The sequence below is a fragment of the Viridibacillus arenosi genome, from assembly GCF_001955655.1.
GTDB lineage: Bacteria > Bacillota > Bacilli > Bacillales_A > Planococcaceae > Viridibacillus > Viridibacillus arenosi.
In genome coordinates this window covers 12,641-36,279 of sequence record NZ_MSPW01000015.1, presented here as the reverse complement: position 1 = coordinate 36,279, position 23,639 = coordinate 12,641, and the positions used below count along the sequence as shown (strand labels likewise).

Annotated in this window: 22 protein-coding genes; 5 read left to right on the top strand and 17 right to left on the bottom strand. The window is 35.9% G+C overall.

The genetic code is table 11. The features are described 5' to 3' along the window. Positions 1 to 449: 449 nt before the first annotated feature. The 3 genes from BK137_RS19715 to BK137_RS19705 form a co-directional block, all read right to left on the bottom strand. Positions 450 to 1,478, bottom strand: a complete 1,029-nt coding sequence (locus tag BK137_RS19715) for an LLM class flavin-dependent oxidoreductase (RefSeq protein ID WP_038179428.1) — start codon at positions 1,476 to 1,478, stop codon at positions 450 to 452. Positions 1,479 to 1,592: 114 nt separating this feature from the next. Continuing rightward, positions 1,593 to 1,997 (bottom strand): MerR family transcriptional regulator, encoded by a 405-nt coding sequence (locus tag BK137_RS19710; RefSeq protein ID WP_051448552.1) that lies wholly within the window; start codon positions 1,995 to 1,997, stop codon positions 1,593 to 1,595. A gap of 475 nt (positions 1,998 to 2,472) precedes the next feature. After that, positions 2,473 to 3,042: a manganese efflux pump gene (locus tag BK137_RS19705; protein WP_038179430.1), complete on the bottom strand. Its 570-nt coding sequence runs from the start codon at positions 3,040 to 3,042 to the stop codon at positions 2,473 to 2,475. Between the two features lie 153 nt (positions 3,043 to 3,195). Between BK137_RS19705 and BK137_RS19700 the strand changes: the two genes are divergently transcribed. Beyond that, positions 3,196 to 3,951 carry a DUF817 domain-containing protein gene (locus tag BK137_RS19700; RefSeq protein ID WP_038179432.1) on the top strand — a complete coding sequence of 252 codons (756 nt, stop codon included), beginning with the start codon at positions 3,196 to 3,198 and terminating at the stop codon, positions 3,949 to 3,951. 120 nt (positions 3,952 to 4,071) lie between these two features. Here the strand turns inward: BK137_RS19700 and BK137_RS19695 are convergent, their stop codons facing one another. The 4 genes from BK137_RS19695 to garR all read right to left on the bottom strand — a co-directional run bounded on the left by BK137_RS19695 (position 4,072) and on the right by garR (position 8,727). Next, the gene (locus BK137_RS19695) at positions 4,072 to 5,391 is read right to left on the bottom strand and encodes a gluconate:H+ symporter (RefSeq protein WP_038179433.1); all 1,320 of its coding nucleotides are present in this window, start codon (positions 5,389 to 5,391) and stop codon (positions 4,072 to 4,074) included. A gap of 138 nt (positions 5,392 to 5,529) precedes the next feature. Further along, positions 5,530 to 6,378: a class II fructose-bisphosphate aldolase gene (locus tag BK137_RS19690; protein ID WP_038179434.1), complete on the bottom strand. Its 849-nt coding sequence runs from the start codon at positions 6,376 to 6,378 to the stop codon at positions 5,530 to 5,532. Positions 6,379 to 6,399: 21 nt separating this feature from the next. Beyond that, positions 6,400 to 7,830: a four-carbon acid sugar kinase family protein gene (locus BK137_RS19685; protein ID WP_038179436.1), complete on the bottom strand. Its 1,431-nt coding sequence runs from the start codon at positions 7,828 to 7,830 to the stop codon at positions 6,400 to 6,402. Between the two features lie 6 nt (positions 7,831 to 7,836). Then, positions 7,837 to 8,727, bottom strand: a complete 891-nt coding sequence (gene garR, locus BK137_RS19680) for a 2-hydroxy-3-oxopropionate reductase (protein WP_038179438.1) — start codon at positions 8,725 to 8,727, stop codon at positions 7,837 to 7,839. 289 nt (positions 8,728 to 9,016) lie between these two features. Here garR and BK137_RS19675 point away from each other — a divergent pair, with 289 nt between their 5' ends. Beyond that, on the top strand, positions 9,017 to 9,634 hold the full coding sequence (locus tag BK137_RS19675; protein WP_038179439.1) for a GntR family transcriptional regulator: 618 nt from the start codon (positions 9,017 to 9,019) through the stop codon (positions 9,632 to 9,634). 143 nt (positions 9,635 to 9,777) lie between these two features. Here BK137_RS19675 and BK137_RS19670 read toward each other — a convergent pair whose 3' ends face one another. From BK137_RS19670 to BK137_RS19650, 5 genes are all read right to left on the bottom strand, one after another. Further along, complete coding sequence (locus BK137_RS19670) at positions 9,778 to 10,584, bottom strand: hypothetical protein (protein ID WP_038179440.1); 807 nt, start codon at positions 10,582 to 10,584, stop codon at positions 9,778 to 9,780. Beyond that, positions 10,584 to 11,690, bottom strand: a complete 1,107-nt coding sequence (locus BK137_RS19665; RefSeq protein WP_038179441.1) for an MBL fold metallo-hydrolase — start codon at positions 11,688 to 11,690, stop codon at positions 10,584 to 10,586. The genes BK137_RS19670 and BK137_RS19665 overlap by 1 nt, the downstream gene beginning before the upstream one ends. Continuing rightward, positions 11,683 to 13,344 carry an ABC transporter permease gene (locus BK137_RS19660; protein ID WP_038179442.1) on the bottom strand — a complete coding sequence of 554 codons (1,662 nt, stop codon included), beginning with the start codon at positions 13,342 to 13,344 and terminating at the stop codon, positions 11,683 to 11,685. Before BK137_RS19660 ends, BK137_RS19665 begins: the two co-directional genes overlap by 8 nt. Before the next feature lie 61 nt (positions 13,345 to 13,405). Beyond that, positions 13,406 to 14,434: an ABC transporter substrate-binding protein gene (locus tag BK137_RS19655; RefSeq protein ID WP_038179443.1), complete on the bottom strand. Its 1,029-nt coding sequence runs from the start codon at positions 14,432 to 14,434 to the stop codon at positions 13,406 to 13,408. Further along, complete coding sequence (locus BK137_RS19650; RefSeq protein WP_038179444.1) at positions 14,431 to 15,396, bottom strand: ABC transporter ATP-binding protein; 966 nt, start codon at positions 15,394 to 15,396, stop codon at positions 14,431 to 14,433. Before BK137_RS19650 ends, BK137_RS19655 begins: the two co-directional genes overlap by 4 nt. A 137-nt stretch (positions 15,397 to 15,533) precedes the next feature. Here BK137_RS19650 and BK137_RS19645 point away from each other — a divergent pair, with 137 nt between their 5' ends. Further along, on the top strand, positions 15,534 to 16,436 hold the full coding sequence (locus BK137_RS19645; protein ID WP_038179446.1) for a LysR family transcriptional regulator: 903 nt from the start codon (positions 15,534 to 15,536) through the stop codon (positions 16,434 to 16,436). Positions 16,437 to 16,596: 160 nt separating this feature from the next. Next, positions 16,597 to 17,313: a 3-ketoacyl-ACP reductase gene (locus BK137_RS19640; RefSeq protein ID WP_038179448.1), complete on the top strand. Its 717-nt coding sequence runs from the start codon at positions 16,597 to 16,599 to the stop codon at positions 17,311 to 17,313. A gap of 107 nt (positions 17,314 to 17,420) precedes the next feature. On the opposite strand, the gene BK137_RS22440 is transcribed toward BK137_RS19640, so the two are convergent. The 4 genes from BK137_RS22440 to BK137_RS19625 form a co-directional block, all read right to left on the bottom strand. Continuing rightward, complete coding sequence (locus BK137_RS22440; RefSeq protein WP_164491919.1) at positions 17,421 to 17,585, bottom strand: hypothetical protein; 165 nt, start codon at positions 17,583 to 17,585, stop codon at positions 17,421 to 17,423. Between the two features lie 179 nt (positions 17,586 to 17,764). After that, the gene (locus tag BK137_RS19635; RefSeq protein ID WP_038179449.1) at positions 17,765 to 18,595 is read right to left on the bottom strand and encodes a phosphoenolpyruvate hydrolase family protein; all 831 of its coding nucleotides are present in this window, start codon (positions 18,593 to 18,595) and stop codon (positions 17,765 to 17,767) included. 15 nt (positions 18,596 to 18,610) lie between these two features. Then, entirely contained in the window at positions 18,611 to 19,819 is a 1,209-nt protein-coding gene (locus BK137_RS19630; protein ID WP_038179451.1) for a Tm-1-like ATP-binding domain-containing protein, read from the bottom strand. A gap of 110 nt (positions 19,820 to 19,929) precedes the next feature. Then, positions 19,930 to 21,129, bottom strand: coding sequence for a phosphoenolpyruvate hydrolase family protein (locus BK137_RS19625; RefSeq protein ID WP_038179453.1), 1,200 nt, complete (start codon positions 21,127 to 21,129; stop codon positions 19,930 to 19,932). 331 nt (positions 21,130 to 21,460) lie between these two features. Between BK137_RS19625 and BK137_RS19620 the strand changes: the two genes are divergently transcribed. Beyond that, complete coding sequence (locus BK137_RS19620; RefSeq protein ID WP_038179455.1) at positions 21,461 to 22,858, top strand: alanine/glycine:cation symporter family protein; 1,398 nt, start codon at positions 21,461 to 21,463, stop codon at positions 22,856 to 22,858. 338 nt (positions 22,859 to 23,196) lie between these two features. Here BK137_RS19620 and BK137_RS19615 read toward each other — a convergent pair whose 3' ends face one another. After that, entirely contained in the window at positions 23,197 to 23,469 is a 273-nt protein-coding gene (locus BK137_RS19615) for a hypothetical protein (RefSeq protein ID WP_038179457.1), read from the bottom strand. Positions 23,470 to 23,639 lie beyond the last annotated feature (170 nt).

Here is a 23,639-nt window from a genome sequence, read left to right as displayed (position 1 = left end):
TACCTCTCCAATCAGAGGTGTTTCCTTTTTTGTCTTATTTTTTATTTTTCTGTTTAAATGGCGATGTTTTATAGATAAAAAATGCAATCCCTGCAATGATTAAGACGATAATAAAATACTTATAAAATAGAAGTGTAACGAATAATTTCATAATTGACATGCCAAATTTCAAAATAATAAATAAAAATAATATTATTCCTAATAGCCTTAAGATAGGATTCACAGCTAACATACCCTTCGTATCAGCTTTTAAATCGCCGACTCATTGTTAGTTATTATAGCATGTCCTCTCAATTTAATGCTTCTACTTCATAGTGTTTCTTCCCTTATCAAATGAAAACTATTTTAAATAATGTATTCATCTATACTTCTAATAAATTCGGCATTCACTATTGAACTAAAACCAAAAAGACTGTCACCACATGACGATGGGACAGCCCTTTTGAGATTTATATATATTTATTAACCCCTGGCATTATTTTAGTCGCTAGTAATTCAATTGACTTAGCTACTTCTTTGTAAGGAAGCGCACCGATGTCTAGCTGTGCTAAAAAGCGAGAATGACCTAGTAATTCATGCTGTTTAAGAATTTTCTCAATAATTTCATCTGGTTCTCCGATAAACAATGATCCCTCAGGAGATGTCATTTGATCATAATCTTCACGATCTAAGTGAAAAAACATATCACGCTGCTTGTTAACATATGTCCAATAATTATTAAAGTAAGTATAAAATGTCTCTCTCGCTCGCTTTCCATCTTCAGTAAAATATCCATGACCCGTTACAGCTAATTGACACTGTTCTTTTGGATGTCCCGCTGCTTTAAATGCTGTTCGGTAATCCTCAACTAAAGGTACAAAGCATTTTGGATCATCCCCAAGAATAACAATTGCCATTCCTACTCCATAACGTCCCGCTCTCTTCGCACTTGTTGGTGTGCCTCCTACACCAACCCAGACAGGAATGGGATTTGTCGCTCGTGGTGAAATCTCTGCATTGGATAACTCAGGACGGTAATTTCCTTTCCAAGTAATAGTTGCTTCGTTATTTAACTTCAAAAACAATTCAAGGTGCTCTTCAAATAATTCGTTATATTGCTCAAGATTGTAACCAAACAATCGAAATGAATCTACTAAGGCACCACGTCCTGCCATAATTTCTGCACGACCATTCGATAATAAATCTAACGTTGCAAAATCTTCATATAACCGAACTGGATCTACAGTACTGAGAACTGTTGTTGCACTTGTTAACTGGATATTTTTTGTCTGCTGAGAAATTGCACTTAATACTACTGGCACTGAAGAAATTGCATAATCCAGTCGATGATGCTCACCTACTCCAAATACTTGAAGCCCAACTTCATCCGCAAGTTTCGCCGCTTGTAATACCTCTTGCAAACGGTCCTTTGCTTTCCCTAACTTTCCTGTTTGAGGGTCGATTCCTAAATCTGCAAAGGTATATACTCCAAACTCCATTTTGCCACCTCCTCATAGTGAGATTAGAATATGATTGATAGATGAATCTGCTACTTTAAAATCATTTTTATTTTGAAAACCTCTTCTCCTACACTACAAAAGGCTCTACAGATATTACATTAACTGATTTAACTCCAACATCATTGTTCTAATTTTATTTTTTTTATATTGAAGTTCTTGTTCTTCTTTTAGTACAAATTCTAGTTCTTGATCAAGGCTTTTTAATAATCCTTGAATTAACTTTTCTGACCCGCATCCATCAGTTCGCTTTATATTGAATATTTCCTGTACGTCCTTTAAAGTAAATCCAATTAACTGCATTTCCTTAATTGCATGAAAATCACTAATATCTTTTATTGAATAATCCCTTATTCCATTCGTCCATTTCGGTTTCACTAAATCCAATTCCTCGTAGTGACGAATTGTATCCTTTGTTGTATTCACTTTTTTTATAAATTCACTAATTTTCAATGCCTCAGCTCCTAAAACAGTAATTAGTTGACGTGGGGTTAACCCCATATTCTATCCTTTATTAAATATGAAAGGATGGATGAAATTGGTTAGTAGTTTAATAATAATATTATATTCTATGGTATGCATCACTGGTTTGGTTACCCTGACTATTAGAAATTTAAAACAGGGCATAACATTAGGCAGTTCTAAAAAGATTGCACTGACTTTTTTCGCAATAAGTCACCTCTTCTTATTAGCAATAGGCATTCAAACCTTATTTAGCGTATTACCCTTCATCTGGTTAGTTTTTACTTTATCCCTAACTATTGTATCGAGAATAATTAATGGTTTAGCTCTTTATGGCAAGAATAATTGGCGGCATTATATAGTCACTGGAACTATTTTATCTTTAATTCTATTACTTTATTTAGTTGGGATTTAATCCTTATATCTAAAATGTATTTATCTTCTACATTTAGCATTCAAATAAAATCATAAAAAAATCACCCTAAATCCAATTAGATTTAGGGCTTTCTTGTGGTTAAATGAACATCTCAAATATCCCAATGCAGATAAGTAATAATCCAGAAAGCACAGTGGAATATTTGCTGATAAATGAATTGGTCAATAAAGAACCAAAATGGTTGCCTACTCCAATCGTAATTAGTGAAAATAAACCAATTGATATAACTGTCCATATAGCTGAAATACCATTTGCACCAATCCCTATCCCACCTGCAAGGCAGTTTGCAGATAGGGCCAAACCGAGCGGCACCGATTCTCTAACAGAAATAATTCGATTCATATCTCTATCCATTGTTTCAGGATTTTTCAAAGACTCCTGATTTTTGAATTTTGTGGATAATAGTGTCCATAGCCCAATTCCACACAACAAAAAGCTGCCTATAAGGCTAGCGCTATGGGGCGAAATATACCTGGTCACCTCAGAACCCGCGATTACCGCTATATACGTTATGACCATCGCCACAAACGCAATAGTAATGTTCGAAATCATAGGGATTTTTGTTTGTTTAACCCCATAAGCTAGACCAATGCCTAAGTTGTCTAAATTAGCTGCAACCCCCATAAGTAGAATGGTAACCCAATGCATAATGACCTCCTTGTAACGATACACTCATTCTTTAAATCATATGCATAAATAATCAAAGGGTGCATTCAACTGTACTGGAATGCACCCCCTTCTTGTAAAAGCATCAATACGAACCTAATCTTATGTAATTTCGTCCAATTTTAGGGTGATTTTATGGAGAGATTATTAAAATTTACATACTTACAAGCAATATCATGCATTTTCCCAGTCATTATCTTCGCTACACTTGCCTTATCTAATCTGTTGAGAATTCCCTATTTACCACGCTATGATTTTATTTTAATCATTTGTCTAGCTGCACAAGTTTTTATGCTTATTTCAAAATTAGAGACATGGGATGAATTCAAAGTCATCTGCTTGTTTCACGTCATTGGACTAGGGCTTGAATTATTTAAAGTACATATGGGGTCTTGGTCATATCCAGAGGAGGCGTACAGTAAAATTTTTGGTGTACCTCTTTATAGTGGCTTTATGTATGCCAGTGTAGCGAGTTATATTTGTCAAAGTTGGAGGCGTTTAGATTTACATATTTACAACTGGCCAAAGCCATTTTTTGCTTATAGTATCAGCATTCTTATTTATATGAACTTTTTTACGCATCATTATATATATGATTTACGTTGGGTCTTAAAAGCATTGTTATTAGTCATCTTTTTTCGTACAACAGTAACATATAAATTGAACAAAAAAAGCTTTAAAATGCCAATGATTTTATCATTTTTCTTAATCGGTTTCTTTATCTGGATTGCTGAAAATATCGTAACGTTCTTCGGCGCATGGCAATACCCAAATCAAGAACACACTTGGTCCCTCGTTTCAATCGGCAAAATTAGCTCATGGTTTTTATTGGTCATCATTAGCATCATCATCGTGGCACAATTGAAGCAAGTGAAGAGTCGAGTGAAGTGAATAATTTACAACACCTTATTTGAAACCTGCGTAAAAAAGGCACTAACTAAATTAACTTAGTTAGTGCCTCTTTTAAATATTTTTACATTAATAGAATATCAATATTTTTAAAACCTTTTATTATATAAACATGTTAATAAGAAGTACACCAGCTAGTCCTACTAAAGAAATAATGGTTACCATTACAGACCATGTCTTAATGGTTTGACCGATTGAAAGGTTGAAGTACTCTTTATATATCCAGAAACCTGCATCATTAACGTGAGAGAAAGTAATACTCCCTGCACCAGCAGCTAAAGCCATTAACTCTGGACTTATACCTGCAGCTGATACAAGTGGTGCAGCAATACCAGCTGCAGTCATACCTGCCACTGTTGCAGAACCAACCGCAACTCTTAAAAGAGCTGCAATTAACCAAGTAAGTAATAATGGTGAAAGCGTTGAACCCGCCATAATATCTGAAATATATTGATCAATATGACTATCAATCAGTACTTGTTTGAATGCACCACCAGCACCGATAATTAATAGAATCATCGCAATACCACTAACAGATTCTGAAACAGAATTCATAATCTCTGGCATCTTTTTACCACGACTAATCCCAAAGGTAAAGATGGCAATAATAACTGAGATTAAAAGGGCAACACTCGGATTACCTATGAAATTAGTAGCTGGCATAATAGGTGAACCAGGCATGAAGATCTCAACAAAAGCCTTTGTTGCAATTAGAATAACAGGGATAATAGCTGTAAAAATACTAGTGCCAAACCCTGGCATTTCATGCTCTTCAAAATGCTTTGGATTAAATAGTTCTTTAGGAATCGTCGTTTCTAAACTTTCTTTCTTAAACAACTTCGTAAACACCGGCCCTGCTAAAATAATTGCAGGAATGGCAATAATGATACCATAAATCAACATCTTACCTATATTCGCACCAAACACGTCAGCAATTGCTGTTGGTCCTGGGTGTGGTGGAACAAAGCCGTGCATCGTGATAAGAGCAGCAATAACTGGCATACCGATATAAAGTACAGGTACCCCTGCTGCTGCAGCGATTGTAAAGACTAAAGGAATTAATACAACAACGCCTGTTTCAAAGAAAAGAGCAATCCCTACAATTGATGCCGTAAGTACAGCTGCTAATTGAACTCGCTTTTCCCCAAAAACTTTGATGAGTGTCATCGCTATACGTTGAGCACCACCAGAATCCGTCATTAGTTTACCAAGAATTCCCCCAAAAATAATGACCATTGCAAGGTGACCTAGAGTCGAACCTAAACCATTCTCAATCGATGTCATAGCATCAATTGGAGACATACCTTCAAGAATACCTACTAGTAGCGAAACAATAATTAATGATATGAAAGCGTTTAACTTAAATACCACCATTAATAATAGTAATAGGGCAACCCCTACACATATAGAAACTATTGGCATAGCAATCCTCTTCTCATAAAAGTTGCGGAATGCCATTTACTGATAAGTTCTTGGCATTCCGATTTAATTTTTTCATATAAAGCTCTAATATAAAAGGCTGAAAAGCATCGAAATATTCTTTACTTAAAATCAAGGTTGTTAGGCTTTATCTGCAAATAATAAACGGACAAACTTTGTCATCACAGGTTCCATCGCTTCTTGCATACTTGCCATAATTACTGATAAATGAGCCACTTTATTTTGCTCTTGTTCAAAAGACTTTTGTAAATAAGATGTTGCAGCTAGTGATACTTCAGTATTTACATTGATTTTGCAAATTCCTTTTGCTACAGTCTGCTTAATAATTTCGTCTGGTGTCCCTGATGCCCCGTGAAGGACAAGTGGTATGCCAACTAGTTCACGAATTTCATCTAACAAGTCCAATTTGATATTAGGCTCTCCTGTATACATACCATGTACGGTTCCAATTGAAGCAGCTAGAAAATCAACACCTGTTTCCTCCACAAATGCCTTTGCAGACTGTGGATCTGTTAAAGTGCCATCCCCTTCTTCTTCATCTGAAAAAGCACCACGAGCAACTGAACCGATTTCTGCTTCTACACTGACACCCGCCATATGAGCAATCTCCGTAATTTCTTTTGTTAATCTCATATTCTCCGCAAGATCAAACTTTGAACCATCAAACATAACAGAATTAAAACCGCATCGAATTGCTCGAATGATAGATTGCTTTTCATAAGCATGATCTAAATGAAGAGAAACCGGAACGGAAGCTTTCTCCGCAAGTACTCTAACTAATGCTGCAAAAGCTTCCACATCCACCGTATCAAAATAACGCTCTCCTAAAGCAATTATTACCGGATGCTTTTCTTTTTCAGCAACGCGAACTGCAGCCTGTGCCGTTTCAAGATTATATACATTAAATGCTGCTACAGCATATTTACCTTTTTGTGCTGCAATCAGCATATCTTTCGTATTAACTAGCATGTCTACTCAACCTTTCTTACTTTACTGATGTAATAACTCTGCTACTTCTTTTAAGGTTGTTTTTGTTCCCACATTCCCAGGGAAAATAACATAAGCCATGCCAGGGAATTTACTTTCACTACCTGTTAGCCAAACTGGAATCCCAGGTTTAATCTGCCCAGCTACTAGTGCACGCTTAACGCTAAGCCCATTTGTTCCAATATCACTTGAAGTAATACCACCTTTAGCGATAATAAAGCTCGGACGTACTTCAAGTCGTTTGACAATGCTTGTCACAGCATTTGAAATCTTCACTGACAACATTAATTCTTCTTCTTTTTTGCCTTCACCAAGATCAAGACGTTCACGCTTCGTATAGACGGCGACTGTTTGCCCTTCACTAATTAGCTTTCCACTAAGCGCTATAATACGCTCAATTTCTGCTTCAAATTGCTCTGGGTGTAATACAAGGTGAACATCAAATTCGATAAATTCAATAAAATCACATTCTTTTAGCGCTTCAAATTGCTCTGTTGTTTTCTTCACATGAGAGCCAATCATAATTAAACCACCGTTTTTAGAATGGTCTTTCATTAATTCTTCTTTAGTCAAAATATCTCTATCACTCACGCCACCGATTACTTTAGTTAAAGCAGCAGCACTGCGGAACATGAACAGTTTTCCTGTATTCATCGCTCGGATTAATGCAATGACTACTACTTTTACATCAACGTAATCAACAGCATTTACAACGACTTTATTAAAACCATTGACTGCCATCAATTGATTAACTAAACCATCAATATCAAGGTTGCGAATAGTCTCTAATGATAAGTAAGTAGCATCAGTTGCTTTAAACTCTCCGTTTGACTTTTCTTCTGCCCACTCACCTAAATGTGAAGATTTGTAACCAAAAGTACGGTCTTTAGCAAATTCAGTTTCACCTGCAGGTACTAGTTCATTGTCATACTGTACATAATGAATATTATTAATCGTAAAGCGACCACCTTCTTTAAAGAAAGGCATAATTACTTCACCATCAAATTTCATATCAGATTGAGATTCAACTGTATTTTTTAATACTTCTGTTTCAAGGGGATAATGACCACGTAATGTTGAGTCTCCACGACTGATAATGATGAATTCTTTATTTTGTTTTTGTGCTGTACGTTCAATAACACTAGCGATATCCTTATGCGCTTGTTCAGTTTCAGCTGCTGTAAAGCCTCGTGAATTAGTTAAGAGAAAGAACATTGAATTATCTTCAGCAAAACCTGCTTCAATACTTTCTGCTGACCAATCAGTGTAGACAGAAATACCGTGTACTGTTTGAACACCTGTTGGGTCGTCATCTAGTACGATAATCTTTTTATTGAAAGCCTTTAGTTCTTTTGTGAGTAAATCATTGACGATTTTTTCTTCGGGCACTGCAGGTAGATTAGAGAAAGTTTCTTTTACGTTTAAATTAGTCATTTTAACTTAACCCCTTTTCACTTCTACATTTGCCAGTTTTTCGTAATATTGTACAATCCCGCCATGATCATCATTTTCTTTGCCATTGGCTTTAAGCGCATGGAAGATTTCAAGCAAATGACTTGAAAGTGGTAGTGGCACATCTAAATCATGAGCTGCTCCCATGACATTTGTTATATCTTTTAAGTTGATTGAAATTTTCCCACCTGCTACAAAATTACGATCTAGGATAAGCGGTACTTTTGCATCCAGTACTGCACTTCCAGCAAGACCTCCACGAATCGCTTGATACATTTTCTCTACGTCAATACCTGCTTTTGCAGCAAGAACAAGTGCTTCAGACATAGCTGCAATATTTAAATTCACGATAATTTGGTTTGCTAATTTCGCTGTTACACCGCTACCACTTTTACCGACTAAAGTAATCTCCTTACCAACAGTTTGAAGTACATCTTTGACAGATTCGAATACGCTTTCTTCTCCACCGACCATAATCGCTAATGTACCATCGATTGCTTTTGGCTCTCCACCACTTACAGGCGCATCTAGCATTCCTACACCTTGTTTTGCTGCTGCTGTTGCAATTTCAACAGTAGTACCTGGTGTAATAGAACTCATATCAATAATGACAGTTCCTTTTTTAGCTGTTTTCAAAATACCAGTTTCACCTAGTACCGTGTCTTTTACGTGTTGAGAGGCAGGTAACATTGTAATAATGACATCACAAGCTTCTCCCATTTCTATTGCTGTTCCAGCTGTTGCTCCTGCTTCTACAAGTGCTTCTACAGCTTGTGTATTAATATCAAAAACCGTTAGTTCGTAACCAGCTTTAATTAAATTTAATGCCATGGGTTTTCCCATAATACCTAATCCTATAAATCCAACTTTTTTAGTCATTTTAATTAGCTCCTTCTGCTGTAATCACACTTGAGTGATTCATTGTTAACTAAAATTTCTTTATCTTAGGTCTAAACCCTGTTCTAAAATACAAGAACTTTTTCAGTTCACAGAGCCAACAGCTTTTTATTAATAAAGCGTTTTCATAACCTTACGGAACATTGTACACATTTTAATTTATTTTGTATACATTTTTAATGAAAGTGCATACAAAAATACTACTTTCAAATTATAAAGCTTATACTTATACTTTATATAAGTACAAATTAGATTCCAGGAGACGATTTTATTGGTAAAAAAGGAGACTATTCCTGCAAATACGCAGGCATATGAATATATTCGAGATCAAATATTGAATGGCGAATTAGACCGTGGAACGAAACTTACTGAAGAAAGACTAGCTGAGGAAATAGGTATTAGTCGTACACCTGTGCGTGAAGCGATCCGTAAGCTAGAGCAAGAAGGACTTATTCAAAATAAGCGGGTTGTAAATCCAAGTGATATGGATCTTCGTCATATTTTTCAAGTACGTATATTATTGGAAGGATTTGCTGCCAGATATTGTGCCAGTTATATGACTGAAGAAGTACTTGAAAAGCTTAAATCATGTGTAGATATTGGCCGCACAGGAACTACAGAAGAAGTCATGACAGCAAACTATGATTTTCACCAAATTATCGTAGGTGCTACGAACAATCCAATGATGATTGACATCATTGACCGCATGCAGTCCATCATTTACCTTTTCCGCAAAACAGTTGTCCATCACAAACGACCTCTTTTAATAGAAGAGCATAATGACATCTATAACGCTATCCTTCAACATAACGGTGATGAGGCAGAGCGTCTAATGAAAGAACACATACAGAAGGATTTAGAATTCTGTTTAAATCGTATGGGAATGTAGTTAAGCTATCTGCCACGTAATCAAATAAACACATTCAATAAGTGTTTAGTGCAAACTAAAAAGGATATGGGGCTCTTTTAAAGAAAAGAGTCTATATCCTTTTTGTATTCTCCAATTAAAACTCATTTAAATAAGCTCATCATTTACTTCTCCATTACAAATGCAGTTTTACCACGTTGATCTTCACTAAGATAACCTTCAACTTCTAACTTATCGTGCCATAATTTTTCAATGACAGCAGCTTTTGAAGCATCATCTTCTTTTGTTGATAGTTCAACCATGATATCACCTTGATAATTCCAAACTTCAATATCCGCTTCATATCCTGCATAACTACCCTTATAGGTAGTAGCCTTTGCTGGTCCATAAACAACAGTTTGCGTTAACGTATTATTGTACCAACTTTCAGAATCCCAATTCCGGATTTTTTTCGGTGCATTATCTAAAATTAGTTTCTTTGCTGCTTCAGTATCAACAGCGTTGAAGGAAACTTTTGATGTTTCTTTTAATGACTCTTTTCTGCTTACTGCAAAAGTATGATTACCACCCTTAATATCTAATTCAAATTTATAATTTGATTCGTCCCCAGTGAAACCATGATCTTGTGTTATCGCAATTGCTTCATCAAGTGGAGTGTTTAGGAACCTTTTTTTATAAGTAATATCTATCTTATTACTATCTTTATATACACGTAAGCGATGGTTATAGTCCACTCCTAAAAATGCTTTATTTACTGTATCGAAGTAGTAAATTTTTACTTCATCTTTTTTCGTTGCTGAAAAGACATTTATTATCTTAGATTCTTTAAAAATATCAGGTTTGATATTATACTTAATTTCATTTCCAGGATTAATCGCTGCACTCACCTGAGCGGAACCGTACCCGCTAATACACAGAAGAACAAGACTAGCCATAAATAACTGTAGTGCTATTTTCTTTACAATTTTCATTATATTATTTCCTCCTTTTTTTCTACTAATTTTGTAAAAGTAGTTTTCCTATTTGTTAATCGACTATGGAAATATATAGTATCAGTAGCATTTATTGTTTTTGAAAGCTCTAAGATATCTAGATAATCTAAATGTGTTTTATAAAAAAACTGCTTCGATTGAGCTTTATTTCTGGCTAGTCTCTTTAAATATCCATCTTTTTTCATGTAGCCTGTAAAAATTACTATTGCAGTTGGATATATGTGTAATAATTCTTCAATTTTCCACTCATTAATCTCTGAAACGAAATAGATTGCATTTTCACTCTCTACCCTCTCTCTAAAACAGTCCATCTTAAATGATTTCAAGATTTCTTCATATCTTGGTGTACGAATATTTTCAGGTGAATTATAGTAATCCTCAAGAAAAGAAAAGTATTCTTTATCAATGTTTACTTCTCTTTCTGTATGTTGAAAAAGATACGTAGCAATATCAGCTGTTTTACCTGAAAAAGAAGAGGGAAAAATAATAGGACGACTTGGTTGTTCCTCGATATACTTCTTAATCTGTTGTAATACTTCCAAATTATTAATCTGTTTCTCAATATGTCCACTATCTATTAAAGCTAGATCGTACTTGGTTCCATCTACTTGTGGTAAAGTGGCATTTAATAAATAGGAATCCATGACATAGTCCCCTGAGAAAAATATCACCTCCTTAAAGAATCGAATCTTGTACCAAACACTCCCTACTATATGGCCGCTATAGCCCCACTGAAATTCAAGATAATCACTAACTCTCAACCATTTTTCAATCGTTGTTGGTTGAAAAATCTTTGTATTTTTAAACGATCGTTTTAATTGTCTAGCTGTCATTTTACTCATAAAGATTTCACCTTTATAGTCCCATGTTTCTAGCATCGGCAATGCACCTGAATGATCAATATGCGAATGTGAGATAAACACAGCATCGAGTTTTTCTACATGATCTTTTGTTAAATTAGGAGGAGTTTTTTCAGCATCATTCATAATGCCACAGTCGAGTAAAATGGCATGCTCCTCATTTTCTATAAAAAAACAATTACGCCCGTACTCGCCAACTCCCCCTAAAATTTCAACCTTAAGCACCCGCATGCCCCCCTCTTTTTTGCAACCAATCTAACAGGAACATGAAGATGACAGTCATAGCTACTGTAATAACAGCAACTGCCATTCCTAAACCAACGTTTCCTTGTTCAAACTGGCTGTAAATAAACGTTGCGCCGGTCTCAACTGAAGGTGGCAAAATGAGTAATCCCGCTACAAGTTCACGCATCGAAATAATAAATGTCATCATCATCCCAGCTAGAATTCCCTGCATTAACAATGGGATAAAGATATATCGATACACGTCCCAACTATTCCGTCCAAAAATAGCAGCTGATTGGAAAATGGATTGATCTAATTGAGATAAAGAAGATTTCGTATATTGAACCGAGTATGGTAAGAATAGTACACAATAGGTCACAACCACCATTGCTTTCGTATTGTAAATCGTAGCTGGTAGTAAAGGTGAGTTCCAGAACATGATTAAACCTACTACAAACACAATTCCGGGAATAATATTTGGCATAAGACTAAAGAAATCCAATACTTGCTGTTTTTTTGTTTCGCCTTTTTTAATATAAAGTGCAATGAATAATCCTATAACAGCAGTAATACTAGCTGTGATAAATGAAAATACGATACTGTTCAGAAATGCTGATAGTCCCGCACTACCACTAGTAAATACTTCCTGATAAGATGCAAAACTGAAATTCCCTGCACTTAGGCCATCTCCCCTTACCTTTTGTAGTGATGTCACAATAATTGAAAAGTAAGGGATTCCAATTGAAAACAGTAATACAATTCCTACATATAGCCATGCACCTAGCTTTATATACCACTTATCTTTCATTTCTCGAATAGCTTGCGTCTTACCAGATAACACGCTATATGTATTTTTTCGTCCAATTAGATTTTGGAAGTACCAGATGATCAGACAAACAGAAAGTAAAAATAAAGAAAGTGATGTGGCCATACTAATGTCTACAGGCCATCTTGATAAATAGGAATGGATCTCTGTAGTAAAAACCTGAAAGCCAATTCTGCTGCCAAAAGTTGCAGGAGTACCGAATTCAGCCAAGGTCTTTATGAAAATTAGTAATACGCCTAGTACGTAACTCGAAACTAGTAATGGTAAAACAATTTTAGCCCAGTTTCTCCACGGATTTCGTCCGAATATCAATGCAGCATCAAGAAAGGATCCATTAATTCTTAGCAGTGTATTTCTCAGCATTAAATATAGAAAAGGAAATAGGTGCAAACTCATCACCATTACCATTCCAAACAGAGAGAAGAAATAATCTGACATCCATGATACACCTGGCATTAATTGTTGCAAAAAACCATTATTCTGCATAAACAATATCCAGCCCATTGACCCAATATATGGCGGTGTCATAAAGGGAATCGTTAGAACAATATCTAACCAATCAAATTTGATCAGGCTAGTTTTCGTACGAATTAACGCCATTGGTAAAGCTATAATCGTAGTACCCAAAATTACTAAAACACCTAATAGTAAAGAGTTGCCTAACGTATGCCACATTCTATCATTTTCAAACATTCTACTAATCTGCGAAAAATCTAATTGCCCGCCATCAACAAATGTATAATATAGAATTGCTAATAATGGCGCGATAGCAAACGTACCAACAATGGCTAGTAATACTCCAAAAGTTTGTCTACCTTCCATAATCATCGAGGTTTCATTCCTTCCTTAGAAAACAAGAGCTGAGAAAAATGTCTCAGCTCATAAATTATTATTGGAAAATCTCGTTAAATTTCGTTAAAATATCGATTTGCTTTGTCTCTGCGCCTTTCCAATTCACAGTTAGTTGAGGAATTTCATCCAATGCTGCGCGATCCTTCACCGGAATTTCTTTGTTCCCCGGAAGTAAATAAGCATCTGTTACTAGCTTTTGACCTTCATCTGAAAGTAAGAAATTAACGTAAGCTTGAGCTCCATCTACATTTTTTGCATCTTTCATAATTCCAACTGCTCGTGGGCTGACAACTGTTCCACTTTTCGGGTAAACAATTTCTACAGGCTCTCCATCTGCTTTTGCTTTATAGGCCATGTAATCTACTCCAGAAATTGTTGCATCTTTATCTCCAGTAATAACTGAGTCTAATGCTTCCTTATTTGCACCATTTACTTGTAAACCATTTGTTTTCCATGATTGAACAATGTCCCAACCAGTTTTTTCTGCTTCCGTATATCCATAGATGAAATCAACAGCTGAACCCGACAGACTCGGATCTGGAATATTGATTTTATCTTTCCATTCAGCTTTCGCTAAATCAGACCATTCGCTTGGAGCTGATTTTGCATTTTTAGTATTGTAAGCAATTCCTAAAGCTGATGCACTGTAGCCATAATAATAGCCTTCTGCGTCCGACCAATCGCTATTGATTTTACCTGCATTTTCAGCGTCTTTATAACTTTGAAGTTGATTGGCTTCTTTCATCCCATCCATTGAAGCTACTGAAGCTAATACGACAACATCTGCAACAGGGTTTGTTTTCTCTGCTTCTAAGCGAGATAAAATTTTCCCTGTTGTTCCTTGGAACATCTCTACCTTCATTCCTGTTTTTTCTTCGAATGCTTGTTGTACATTTGCTGCCAAACCATCTGGTCCAGCAGAATAAACTGTTAGTGTTTTATTTTCTTTAGATTGTGCGCTTGCTTCACCATCATTTGTGGCTGTGTCACTATTTCCACACCCAGCTAATGCTAATGTCAAAAGTGTTCCAACTGTTGCTATCATTTTTAAACTACGTTTCTTCAATGTAATCCCTCCAATTGATAAATTTGTTTTTCATCTATAAAAACTTTAAGCTGTTTTCCTTTTTCGAGCGGAGCGTTTTCGTAAAAGCTCCATTGATTGCCTTCTACTTCTGCTTGAACTAAATATCGATCTCCGATAAAAGTACTTTTCACTATTTTTGCTTGTTTTGCTATAGCCCCTAATTGTGAATGTCTTGATACTCCTTCAGGGCGAACAATACGGCTACCTTTATCAACCCAATTTACTTTTCCGATAAAGTCTGCCACATAAGGTGTAGCTGGTGATTGATAGATTTCTTGTGGTGAACCTACCTGTGCAATTCTCCCTGCCTCCATCACGATAATTTGATCAGACATTGTCATAGCCTCTGTTTGATCATGTGTGACAAAGATAGCTTGACAATCTAGCTCATGAATAATATGCATAATCTCTTCTTGCATCTTTTCTCGAAGAACTGCATCTAATGCTGATAAAGGTTCATCAAATAGAATTAGTTTTGGATTAGTTGCAAGAGCCCTAGCAAGTGCCACGCGTTGCTGCTGACCTCCTGATAATTCGCCAGGTTTACGTCTCTCGAAACCCTCCATTTTCACCATTCGCATAACATAATCTACACGTTCCTTAATTTCTGACTTGGGCAATACCCCCTTTAATGCAAAAGCAATATTCTGAAAAATAGTCATATGTGGCCAAAGTGCAAAGTCTTGAAAGACCATTGCAATATTACGCTTATTTGGTCTAATGTTCTTACGAAGATCTGACGAATAGATAACTGTTTCGTCAAATCTGATTTCACCATTTGTTGGCTTCTCTAAACCAGCTAGTATTTTTAATAACGTAGTTTTACCACAACCCGATTGACCTAAAATTGTTACAAACTTACTGTCTAGTTCTACATTAATCGGCCAGAGTGCTTGAGATTTCCCATACTTCTTTTCTATATTCGTAATCGAGATTTTCATAATGCCCTCCTCGTCTATAACCACTATAAGATCCAGATATTTAGGAAATATTAACCTAGTATTAACAATTCGTTAAAAAAACTCTAATATACTATAGCCAATGCAAGAGTTTATCTAATTTACTTTAGGAGGATAAAATGAATAATCTCAAATTACAGGCATTTTGCTTGCTCGTAAATTTAAAAAAGCTAGCTCCTGTTGCTAAAGAGCTAGGCATTACTGCGCCTACTGTATCATTTCATATTCGTTCAATAGAAGAAGAATATGGAGTACGCTTATTCCGTACAAATGCTGGGGGTTATCGTTTAACTGAGGCGGGAGAAGGACTCTATCACTATGCGCGGCAAATCGTACAGCTACAAAAAGACATGAATCAATTCTTTGAAAACCTAATAGAAGGCAATATCGGCTCAATTCGACTAGGTGCAAGTGGGCTTCCTGCCCATATTTTCATGCCTGATATCATCGATCAAATTTCCACAGCTTATCCAGATATAAGAATTTCTTTAGAAGTAAAGACGGCTCCTGAAATCGAAAGGAAGTTAATACTTCAAGAGCTAGACTTTGGACTTATAATGGAAACAAAACAAGAAGATCAAGCACTCATTTACGAAACTATTGGTGAAGATTCTCTTGTTCTTGCATTAAGTCCCACACACGAACTTGCAACAAAAAAGGACATCTCAAAATCAGATGTCCTTAAAAGCAAAATATTATTGCATACCTCTTCAAGCTCAACTAATCATTTCATCGGAAAGTGGTTAGATCCTTTTGCACCATCTATCTACACAATTGAACTAGATTCAGTTAGTACCATTAAGAAGATGTTAACTTACGGCAAAACATTAGCCTTTATCTCTATTGCTCTAATGGATGAAGAACTAAAATCAGGAACATTACTCAAAAAGGAATTGAACGATATTACTCTAACCCGCAAAATTCAGCTCGTTTACCCTAAGTGTCGCTTAGATAGTAAAATTGATGAGTTTGTAAAGAAAGTGATTCACACTTTAGCATATGACTACAAAGCGAATGATTAATTTTTAGTGGAAGACATAACTATGTTTTCACAATCATTTTTCAGTGTGTTAGATAACGGCTACAAAGCAAAATAATATACATTTTCATTCGGTCAAGGTACCATATATGAATACTAAATTAAAATTCGTACGATTTTATAAATAGTAAGGAGAGAGATAGATGCAAAATATAAATGGTAAAACAGCGCTTATAACTGGTGGAGGACGTGGAATTGGACGTTCTACAGCAATTGCTTTCGCAAAAGAGGGCATTAACATTGGCTTAATTGGCCGAACTCTTGAAAATTTAGAAAATGTAGTAGCTGAACTAAAAGAATACGGAGTGAAGGTAGCCATTGCAACAGGTGATGTATCGAATATCGATGAAGCAAATGCAACAGTCGAAAAAATTCGTGGGGAACTTGGTGCTATCGATATTTTAGTAAACAGCGCTGGTATTTCTAAATTCGGAAATTTCCTTGAGCTTGATCCAGAAGAGTGGGCGAAAATCATCCAAGTAAATGTCATGGGCGTATATTACATAACACGTGCTGTACTTCCAGAAATGATTGAACGCCAAACTGGTGATATCATTAATATCTCTTCAACAGCTGGTCAAAAAGGTGCACCTGTTACTAGTGCATACAGTGCTTCAAAAGCTGCTGTTATTGCTCTAAGTGAATCATTAATGCTTGAAGTAAGAAAACATAATATTCGTGTTAGTACCTTAACACCAAGCACTGTTGCTACTGATATGGCAGTCGAACTGAATTTAACTGATGGCAATCCAGATAAAGTAATGCAGCCAGAAGATATTGCAGACTTTATGGTTGCCCAACTTAAATTACACCCAAGAGTTCTTCTAAAATCAGCTGGTTTATGGTCAACAAATCCATAAGTGTTATTATAAAAAAAAGAACCTCCTCACCTTTTTCATAAGATGAGGAGGTTCTTTTGATTTTCAGCTTATACTCTTACTAATTACTGCCCATGAGTAATGGGATTCTAAGACGGATTGATTTCAGAAGAAGCATTATTAAAGGATGTAGACCTATTAGTTTGAGTTGCAGATGTATCGTAAGCAATCAATGTTACACCCAATTTCTCTTCCATTTCATTAATTTCTCTCAATTGTTCATGGTTAAGTTGTGCGTATTTATTTTCTTCCATCTAAACACTCATCCTTTCTGTAAATATAGTCTTTCCACGGAAAAATGGATTATGCAGAAATAATAGATGATATGTAAAAGCAACCTTGCTAAGTATTTGCAAGGTTGCTTTAGATTTTCATTTTGAGCAAGAGTGAATTACTATCATTTTAATAAAGTAACAATCTCTTGCTTAGCAAGTTAAGAACGAATATTCTTGAAAGCTTCTGATTGTTCTCTAATTCCTTTTTCTGCAGCGAAACGCTCTATACTTGAGGCACCGAAGAAACCGCAAATACCGTCCACTTTGTTAATTACATATTCAGCATCTGCTGGTTCCGCGATTGGTCCACCATGGCAAATAACTAAAATATCAGGATTGATAGCGCGACCTGCTTCGATAATTTTTTGAATTCGTTCCACACAGTCATCCAATGTTAATGCAGTATGTGCACCAATTGTTCCTTTTGTCGTCAGTCCCATGTGAGCAACTAAGATATCTGCACCTGCTTCAGCCATTTGCTTCGCTTGTTCTTCATCAAACACATAAGGTGTTGTCAACATATCTAATTCATGCGCTTTACGAATCATTTCTACTTCAAGTCCATAACCCATGCCAGTTTCCTCAAGGTTTTGACGGAATACACCATCGATTAAACCAACTGTTGGGAAGTTTTGAACACCGCTGAAACCTTGTTCTTTTAATTGCTTTAAAAAGACATCCATTACACGGAATGGGTCAGTACCATTCACACCTGCTAAAACTGGTGTATCTTTGACTACTGGTAATACTTCATTGCCCATTTCTATAACTATTTGATTTGCATCTCCATAAGATAACAATCCTGCAAGTGAGCCACGACCAGCCATACGGTAACGACCTGAGTTATATACAATTAGCATATCAGCTCCGCCTGCCTCACTACTTTTTGCAGTAATACCTGTACCTGCTCCTACTCCTAATAAGATGTTTCCATTGGAAATTTCTTCAGTAAAACGTGCTAAAATATCTTTTCTATTTAATTGAACCATTTTTGTCACTCCTCTTTATTTGTTCATCATTGCTATTAAGCGCTCAGCTGCTTGTTCTGCAAATGCTTGTGCATTAATATCTAAATCCATTTCAACAATTTCAACTGTTGGATTATCTAATTTTTTACGCAGTGCAGTAAATAACGCAGTGTCCTCTTCAGGACCATAGAAAGACTGTCCTTCTACATCAAGCCCCGATAAACCTTTCAACGGAAGCATTAATACTGTATCTTTTTTTGCCATATTTAACTTTTCAGCAATTACTTCACCAATTCGGTTATTTTCTTCTTCATTTGTTCGCATTAATGTAACTGTTGGATTATGTTTGTAGAAATTACGTCCTCCAAATTTCTCTGGAACAGAATCAAATGGTCCGAAGTTCACCATATCAAGAGCACCTAAAGAAACAACTTGTGGGATACCTTTTTTAGCCGCTGCTTCTAAACGACTTGGTCCAGCAGCTAAAACACCGCCAACTAATTCATCTGCCCATTCAGTAGTGGTGAAGTCTAATACACCATCTATAAATCCTGTTTCGATTAACTGTTCCATTGTCCGGCCACCTACACCAGTAGCATGGAATATCAGTACTTCATATCCGCGGTCCTCCATATATTTCTTAGCGAAATTCACACAAGGAGTTGTTAAACCAAACATTGTAGCTGCTACTAGCGGTTTCTTTTCAAATTTCAAATCATGTTCAAAGTGAAGCATACCCATAATCGCAAAGGCTGCATTTGTAAAAATACGAGTAGAAATGACATTTAGCCCTGCAACATCTACAACAGATGGCATCATCACGATATCGCTTGTTCCAACATATGGCTCAGTGTTACCAGAAGCTACAGTTGAAACCATCACTTTTGGAACACCTATTGGTAATTTACGCATACCTGGTGTCGCAATCGAGGTTCCACCTGTGCCACCGAACGATAGAATGCCATCAAATTTACCTTCAGCATAGAGTTTTGGAATTAGTAGTTCCATACCTTTTGATAGAACCGCTGTAGCATGTGCTCGATCCTTTTTTTCTTGAATTGCTATAATGTCTTCACCAACAATACCTACAACCTCATCATTATTCACATCTGGTTTAAATTGAGGATCAAATACTCCCGTATGAATCGTCAATGTTTGCATTCCTAAAGATTCAATAAGTTCTTTTACAAATAGAAACTCTTGTCCTTTTGTATCGAAGGTACCTGTCAATGCGATTGTTTTCAAGTTCATCTCTCCCTTTTGGTAAATCTATAAATAATGAAGAAAACGCTTTCAAAACTTCTTATCATTAATATACCAATTCATACAGGCAAAATGAATCTGTTTATATTTCATTAACTTTTGTTTATGTTAGATTCTATAAATTCTTTTGGAGAAACGCCTTTATGCTTTTTAAATATGACGCTAAATTGTACATAGTTTGGGTAACCTACCATTTCAGCCACATTCGTTAATGGTAAAGACTGTTTTTTTAATATATCAACAGCTCTATTCAATCTAAATTCAATTAGATATTGTGTAAAAGCCATTCCTACTTCAGATTTAAATAATGTACTTAAATATGAACTTGATAAATTCAACATTTTGGCAATATCCCGTAAATGAATTTGATCCATATAATGAAGGTGAATATATTTCTTCACAAATTCAATATAGTCTCTTTGACTCCCCATCCCATCAATAATCTTCTCTATTAGCTCATCATAATGAAAGTCATCCGATTTCTTAAAAGACTTTGTAACTTGTGTAACTGTTTGTTCAGTAGGTATGCGTTCTATAGAAGAACCGCCAATATATCCCATGATTGATGTACCATCATACATAAATTGGACATCTATTGGTTTATTCACGGGACCACCATATATCATATGTATAACCGGTCTATTAAATTGCTCACAACGTTCAAATATTTCCATTGCAAGATTCTTTGCATGCTGCAATGATAAAATCTTCTTAGCTCCGAGAGAACCACCTACTGTTAGTCCCAAATGCGCGCAAATGATCGCTGCCCCAGCTTTCATCATTTGCTCTGCCTGTTCCACATTAAATACAAAAGCAACAGTAAATAGTCCTCTCTTGTTCGCCATCGCAATAGCTTCCACTTCACGTGCATAACTCATCCCATTTTCCTCTAATGCCTCACGAAATTGGCCATCTATTAACCCCACACTCGGGAAATTATTAATACCAGCAAATCCTGCCCTCTCAATTTCATTTAGTTTTTCAGCCAACTCGATTGTGGGATCTGTTGCCTGTAATCCAAAGATTACAGGAATATTATTAACAATAGGGATCAACTCTTTCGATGCATAACTCATAACAAGATCATTGCTATTGTCGTAAGCTAAAAAGCCTCCTAATGAGCTAACACCCATTTGACGAAAGCGCCCGGAACTCAAAGCCAGTATAAAATCCGCTCCACCAACTTCTGCATACTTAGCCGTCATCCCGGAACCTGCTGCTACTCCAATGAGATGGCCGTGCAATTGAAGCTGTTCTTCTAACCTTTTTAAAACATGTTCCTTTATATTCACTTCTAACACCACCTAACAAACAATTATTCAAAGTATAGCATTGGTGAATAATCAAATTACAGTATACTCATTATGATGCTGAAAATTTTAGACTTATATTTAAATATGAAGAAAGACAGTACAAATCAGTAAAAATCATAACTATAGATTAAGCAACATTCGAAAAATTCCTTTGTAATCAACTTAGGTTTGTCTTTATTTATGACTTTAATATTATTAATAAAATAAAAAAATTAAGTCAAAGACTGACCGTACTTATTTTCTCTTTTAAGTTGATTGTTTATTAAAAAATGTTATAAACTAAAAGGTATGCAAAAAAGGAGGCAGATAAATGGAATGGATCGGGAATATAGTTGATGAAACAAATAATGTTTTATGGACATATATATTAATCGTATTACTACTAGGTGCTGGTTTGTATTTTACGATTGGAACTAAATTTGTACAGTTTCGTATGTTTGGCGAAATGTTCCGTTTAATAATGGAGAAAAAAGAAAAAGACGAGGGCGTTTCCGCGTTTCAGGCTTTTACTATTAGTACAGCTTCTCGTGTAGGTACAGGAAATATAACAGGAGTAGCACTAGCTATCGGGGTCGGTGGACCTGGAGCTATATTCTGGATGTGGATTATCGCCATTATCGGAATGGCTACCGCGTTTATTGAAAGTACACTTGCACAGGTTTACAAAGTAAGAGATGGTAACTCTTTCCGTGGTGGTCCTGCTTACTACATGGAAAAAGCGCTAGGCCAACGCAAACTGGCAATAGTCTTTAGTATTCTTTTAACTTTAAGCTTTGGTTTTATCTTCAATGCAGTACAGTCCAATACGATTGCTACTTCAGTTGGAGAAGCATTTAATATCGAGCCTTATATCATTGGGATCGTATTAGTTGTGTTAACAGCTATGATTATTTTTGGTGGCGTACATAGAATTGTGAAAGTTACACAAGTAATTGTACCCGTTATGGCCATATTCTATTTACTCATCGCTCTTTACGTGGTCGCAACTAATTTATCGGAAATACCAGGAGTCTTCAGCCTAATTTTATCTGAAGCATTCGGCTTGAAAGAAGCAGCTGGAGGAGCTATTGGGGTTGCAATTATGCAAGGTGTACGCCGCGGCTTATTTTCAAATGAAGCTGGTATGGGTAGTGTACCAAATGCAGCTGCTACTGCAAGTACTTCACATCCTGCAAAACAAGGTCTCGTTCAAAGCCTAGGCGTATTTTTTGATACAATTGTTATTTGTTCTGCTACTGCTTTCATTATTATTTTGGCAGGTCTATATTCAACAGGACCAGATGACGGAATCGTCCTAACTCAAAATTCCTTCGCTGTACATGTAGGAAGTTGGGCTCCATACTTTATAGCAATTGCGATTATTTTCTTCGCATTTAGTTCGATTGTGGGAAATTACTATTATGGTGAAACAAATATCGAATTTATGAACGCACATAAAGGATGGTTAACGGGTTACCGTTTAGTAGTTCTAGGAATGGTCATGTTCGGTTCTGTAGCTCATGTATCACTTGTTTGGAACTTAGCTGATTTATTTATGGGGCTAATGGCGATGTTAAATATCATCATCATTATCTTACTAGGAAAAGTAGCTTTCCGTGTATTGGATGACTTTACCAAACAACGTAAACAAGGTAAAAACCCTTCATTTTATGCAAAATCAATTCCGGGATTAAAAAACACGGAATGTTGGGAAGAAGAAGATAGATAAGAAATAAAAACGTGCAGCACTTGCTTGCACGTTTTTTTATAAGCAAAAATATAATATTTTATATCATCGTTCAAATGAAAGAAGCTGCCCCTTGATTCGTTGGAATAACCAGGAAAATTTCCTGAGCTTTCAATAAAAGCACCTATGTACAAAAAAACTGCACCTTCAATTGTCAGTTTGTATCTAACAATTAGGCACAGTTCAATTTACTCTCCTTTTTATGGCTTTGTTGTTCAGCCAAAGCACGCGTTTACCCCATTTCCCTTATTATTTGCAAGAGATTAATTAATGGAAGTTATACTATGCTTGTGGGAACGTGAACTTGGATTAAATAGGTCTTACCAGAAAAATGCTGAAGCCAAGGCGATTCCAGTAATTGCACCAAGAGCTATGCCAAATCCAAAACCAAATCCACGTCCAAATCCACGTCTGAATCCAAAACCTCCCCCAAAGAATCCCAAACCATAACCACCAAGACCTCCAGTAGGTCGAATCCAGACCATATCTCTATTAACTCTGGTAATTTCCCCTACATGAACTCTACCATCATTGCAAGTAATCCTCACCGTTCTTCCATGAAATCTACAACATTGATCATATATTTGATTCATTTTAATCCTCCTTCCACGACTATTTACATACAAGTATGCTCTGCTAGTATATGGAGGTGATAAATTTACGTAATGGACAATCGTCTAGTGAATAAAGGATTAGTAGCTATTTATATTTATCAAAAGCAATGATGCATCCCATACATATACTAAAAGACATCAAAACTAAA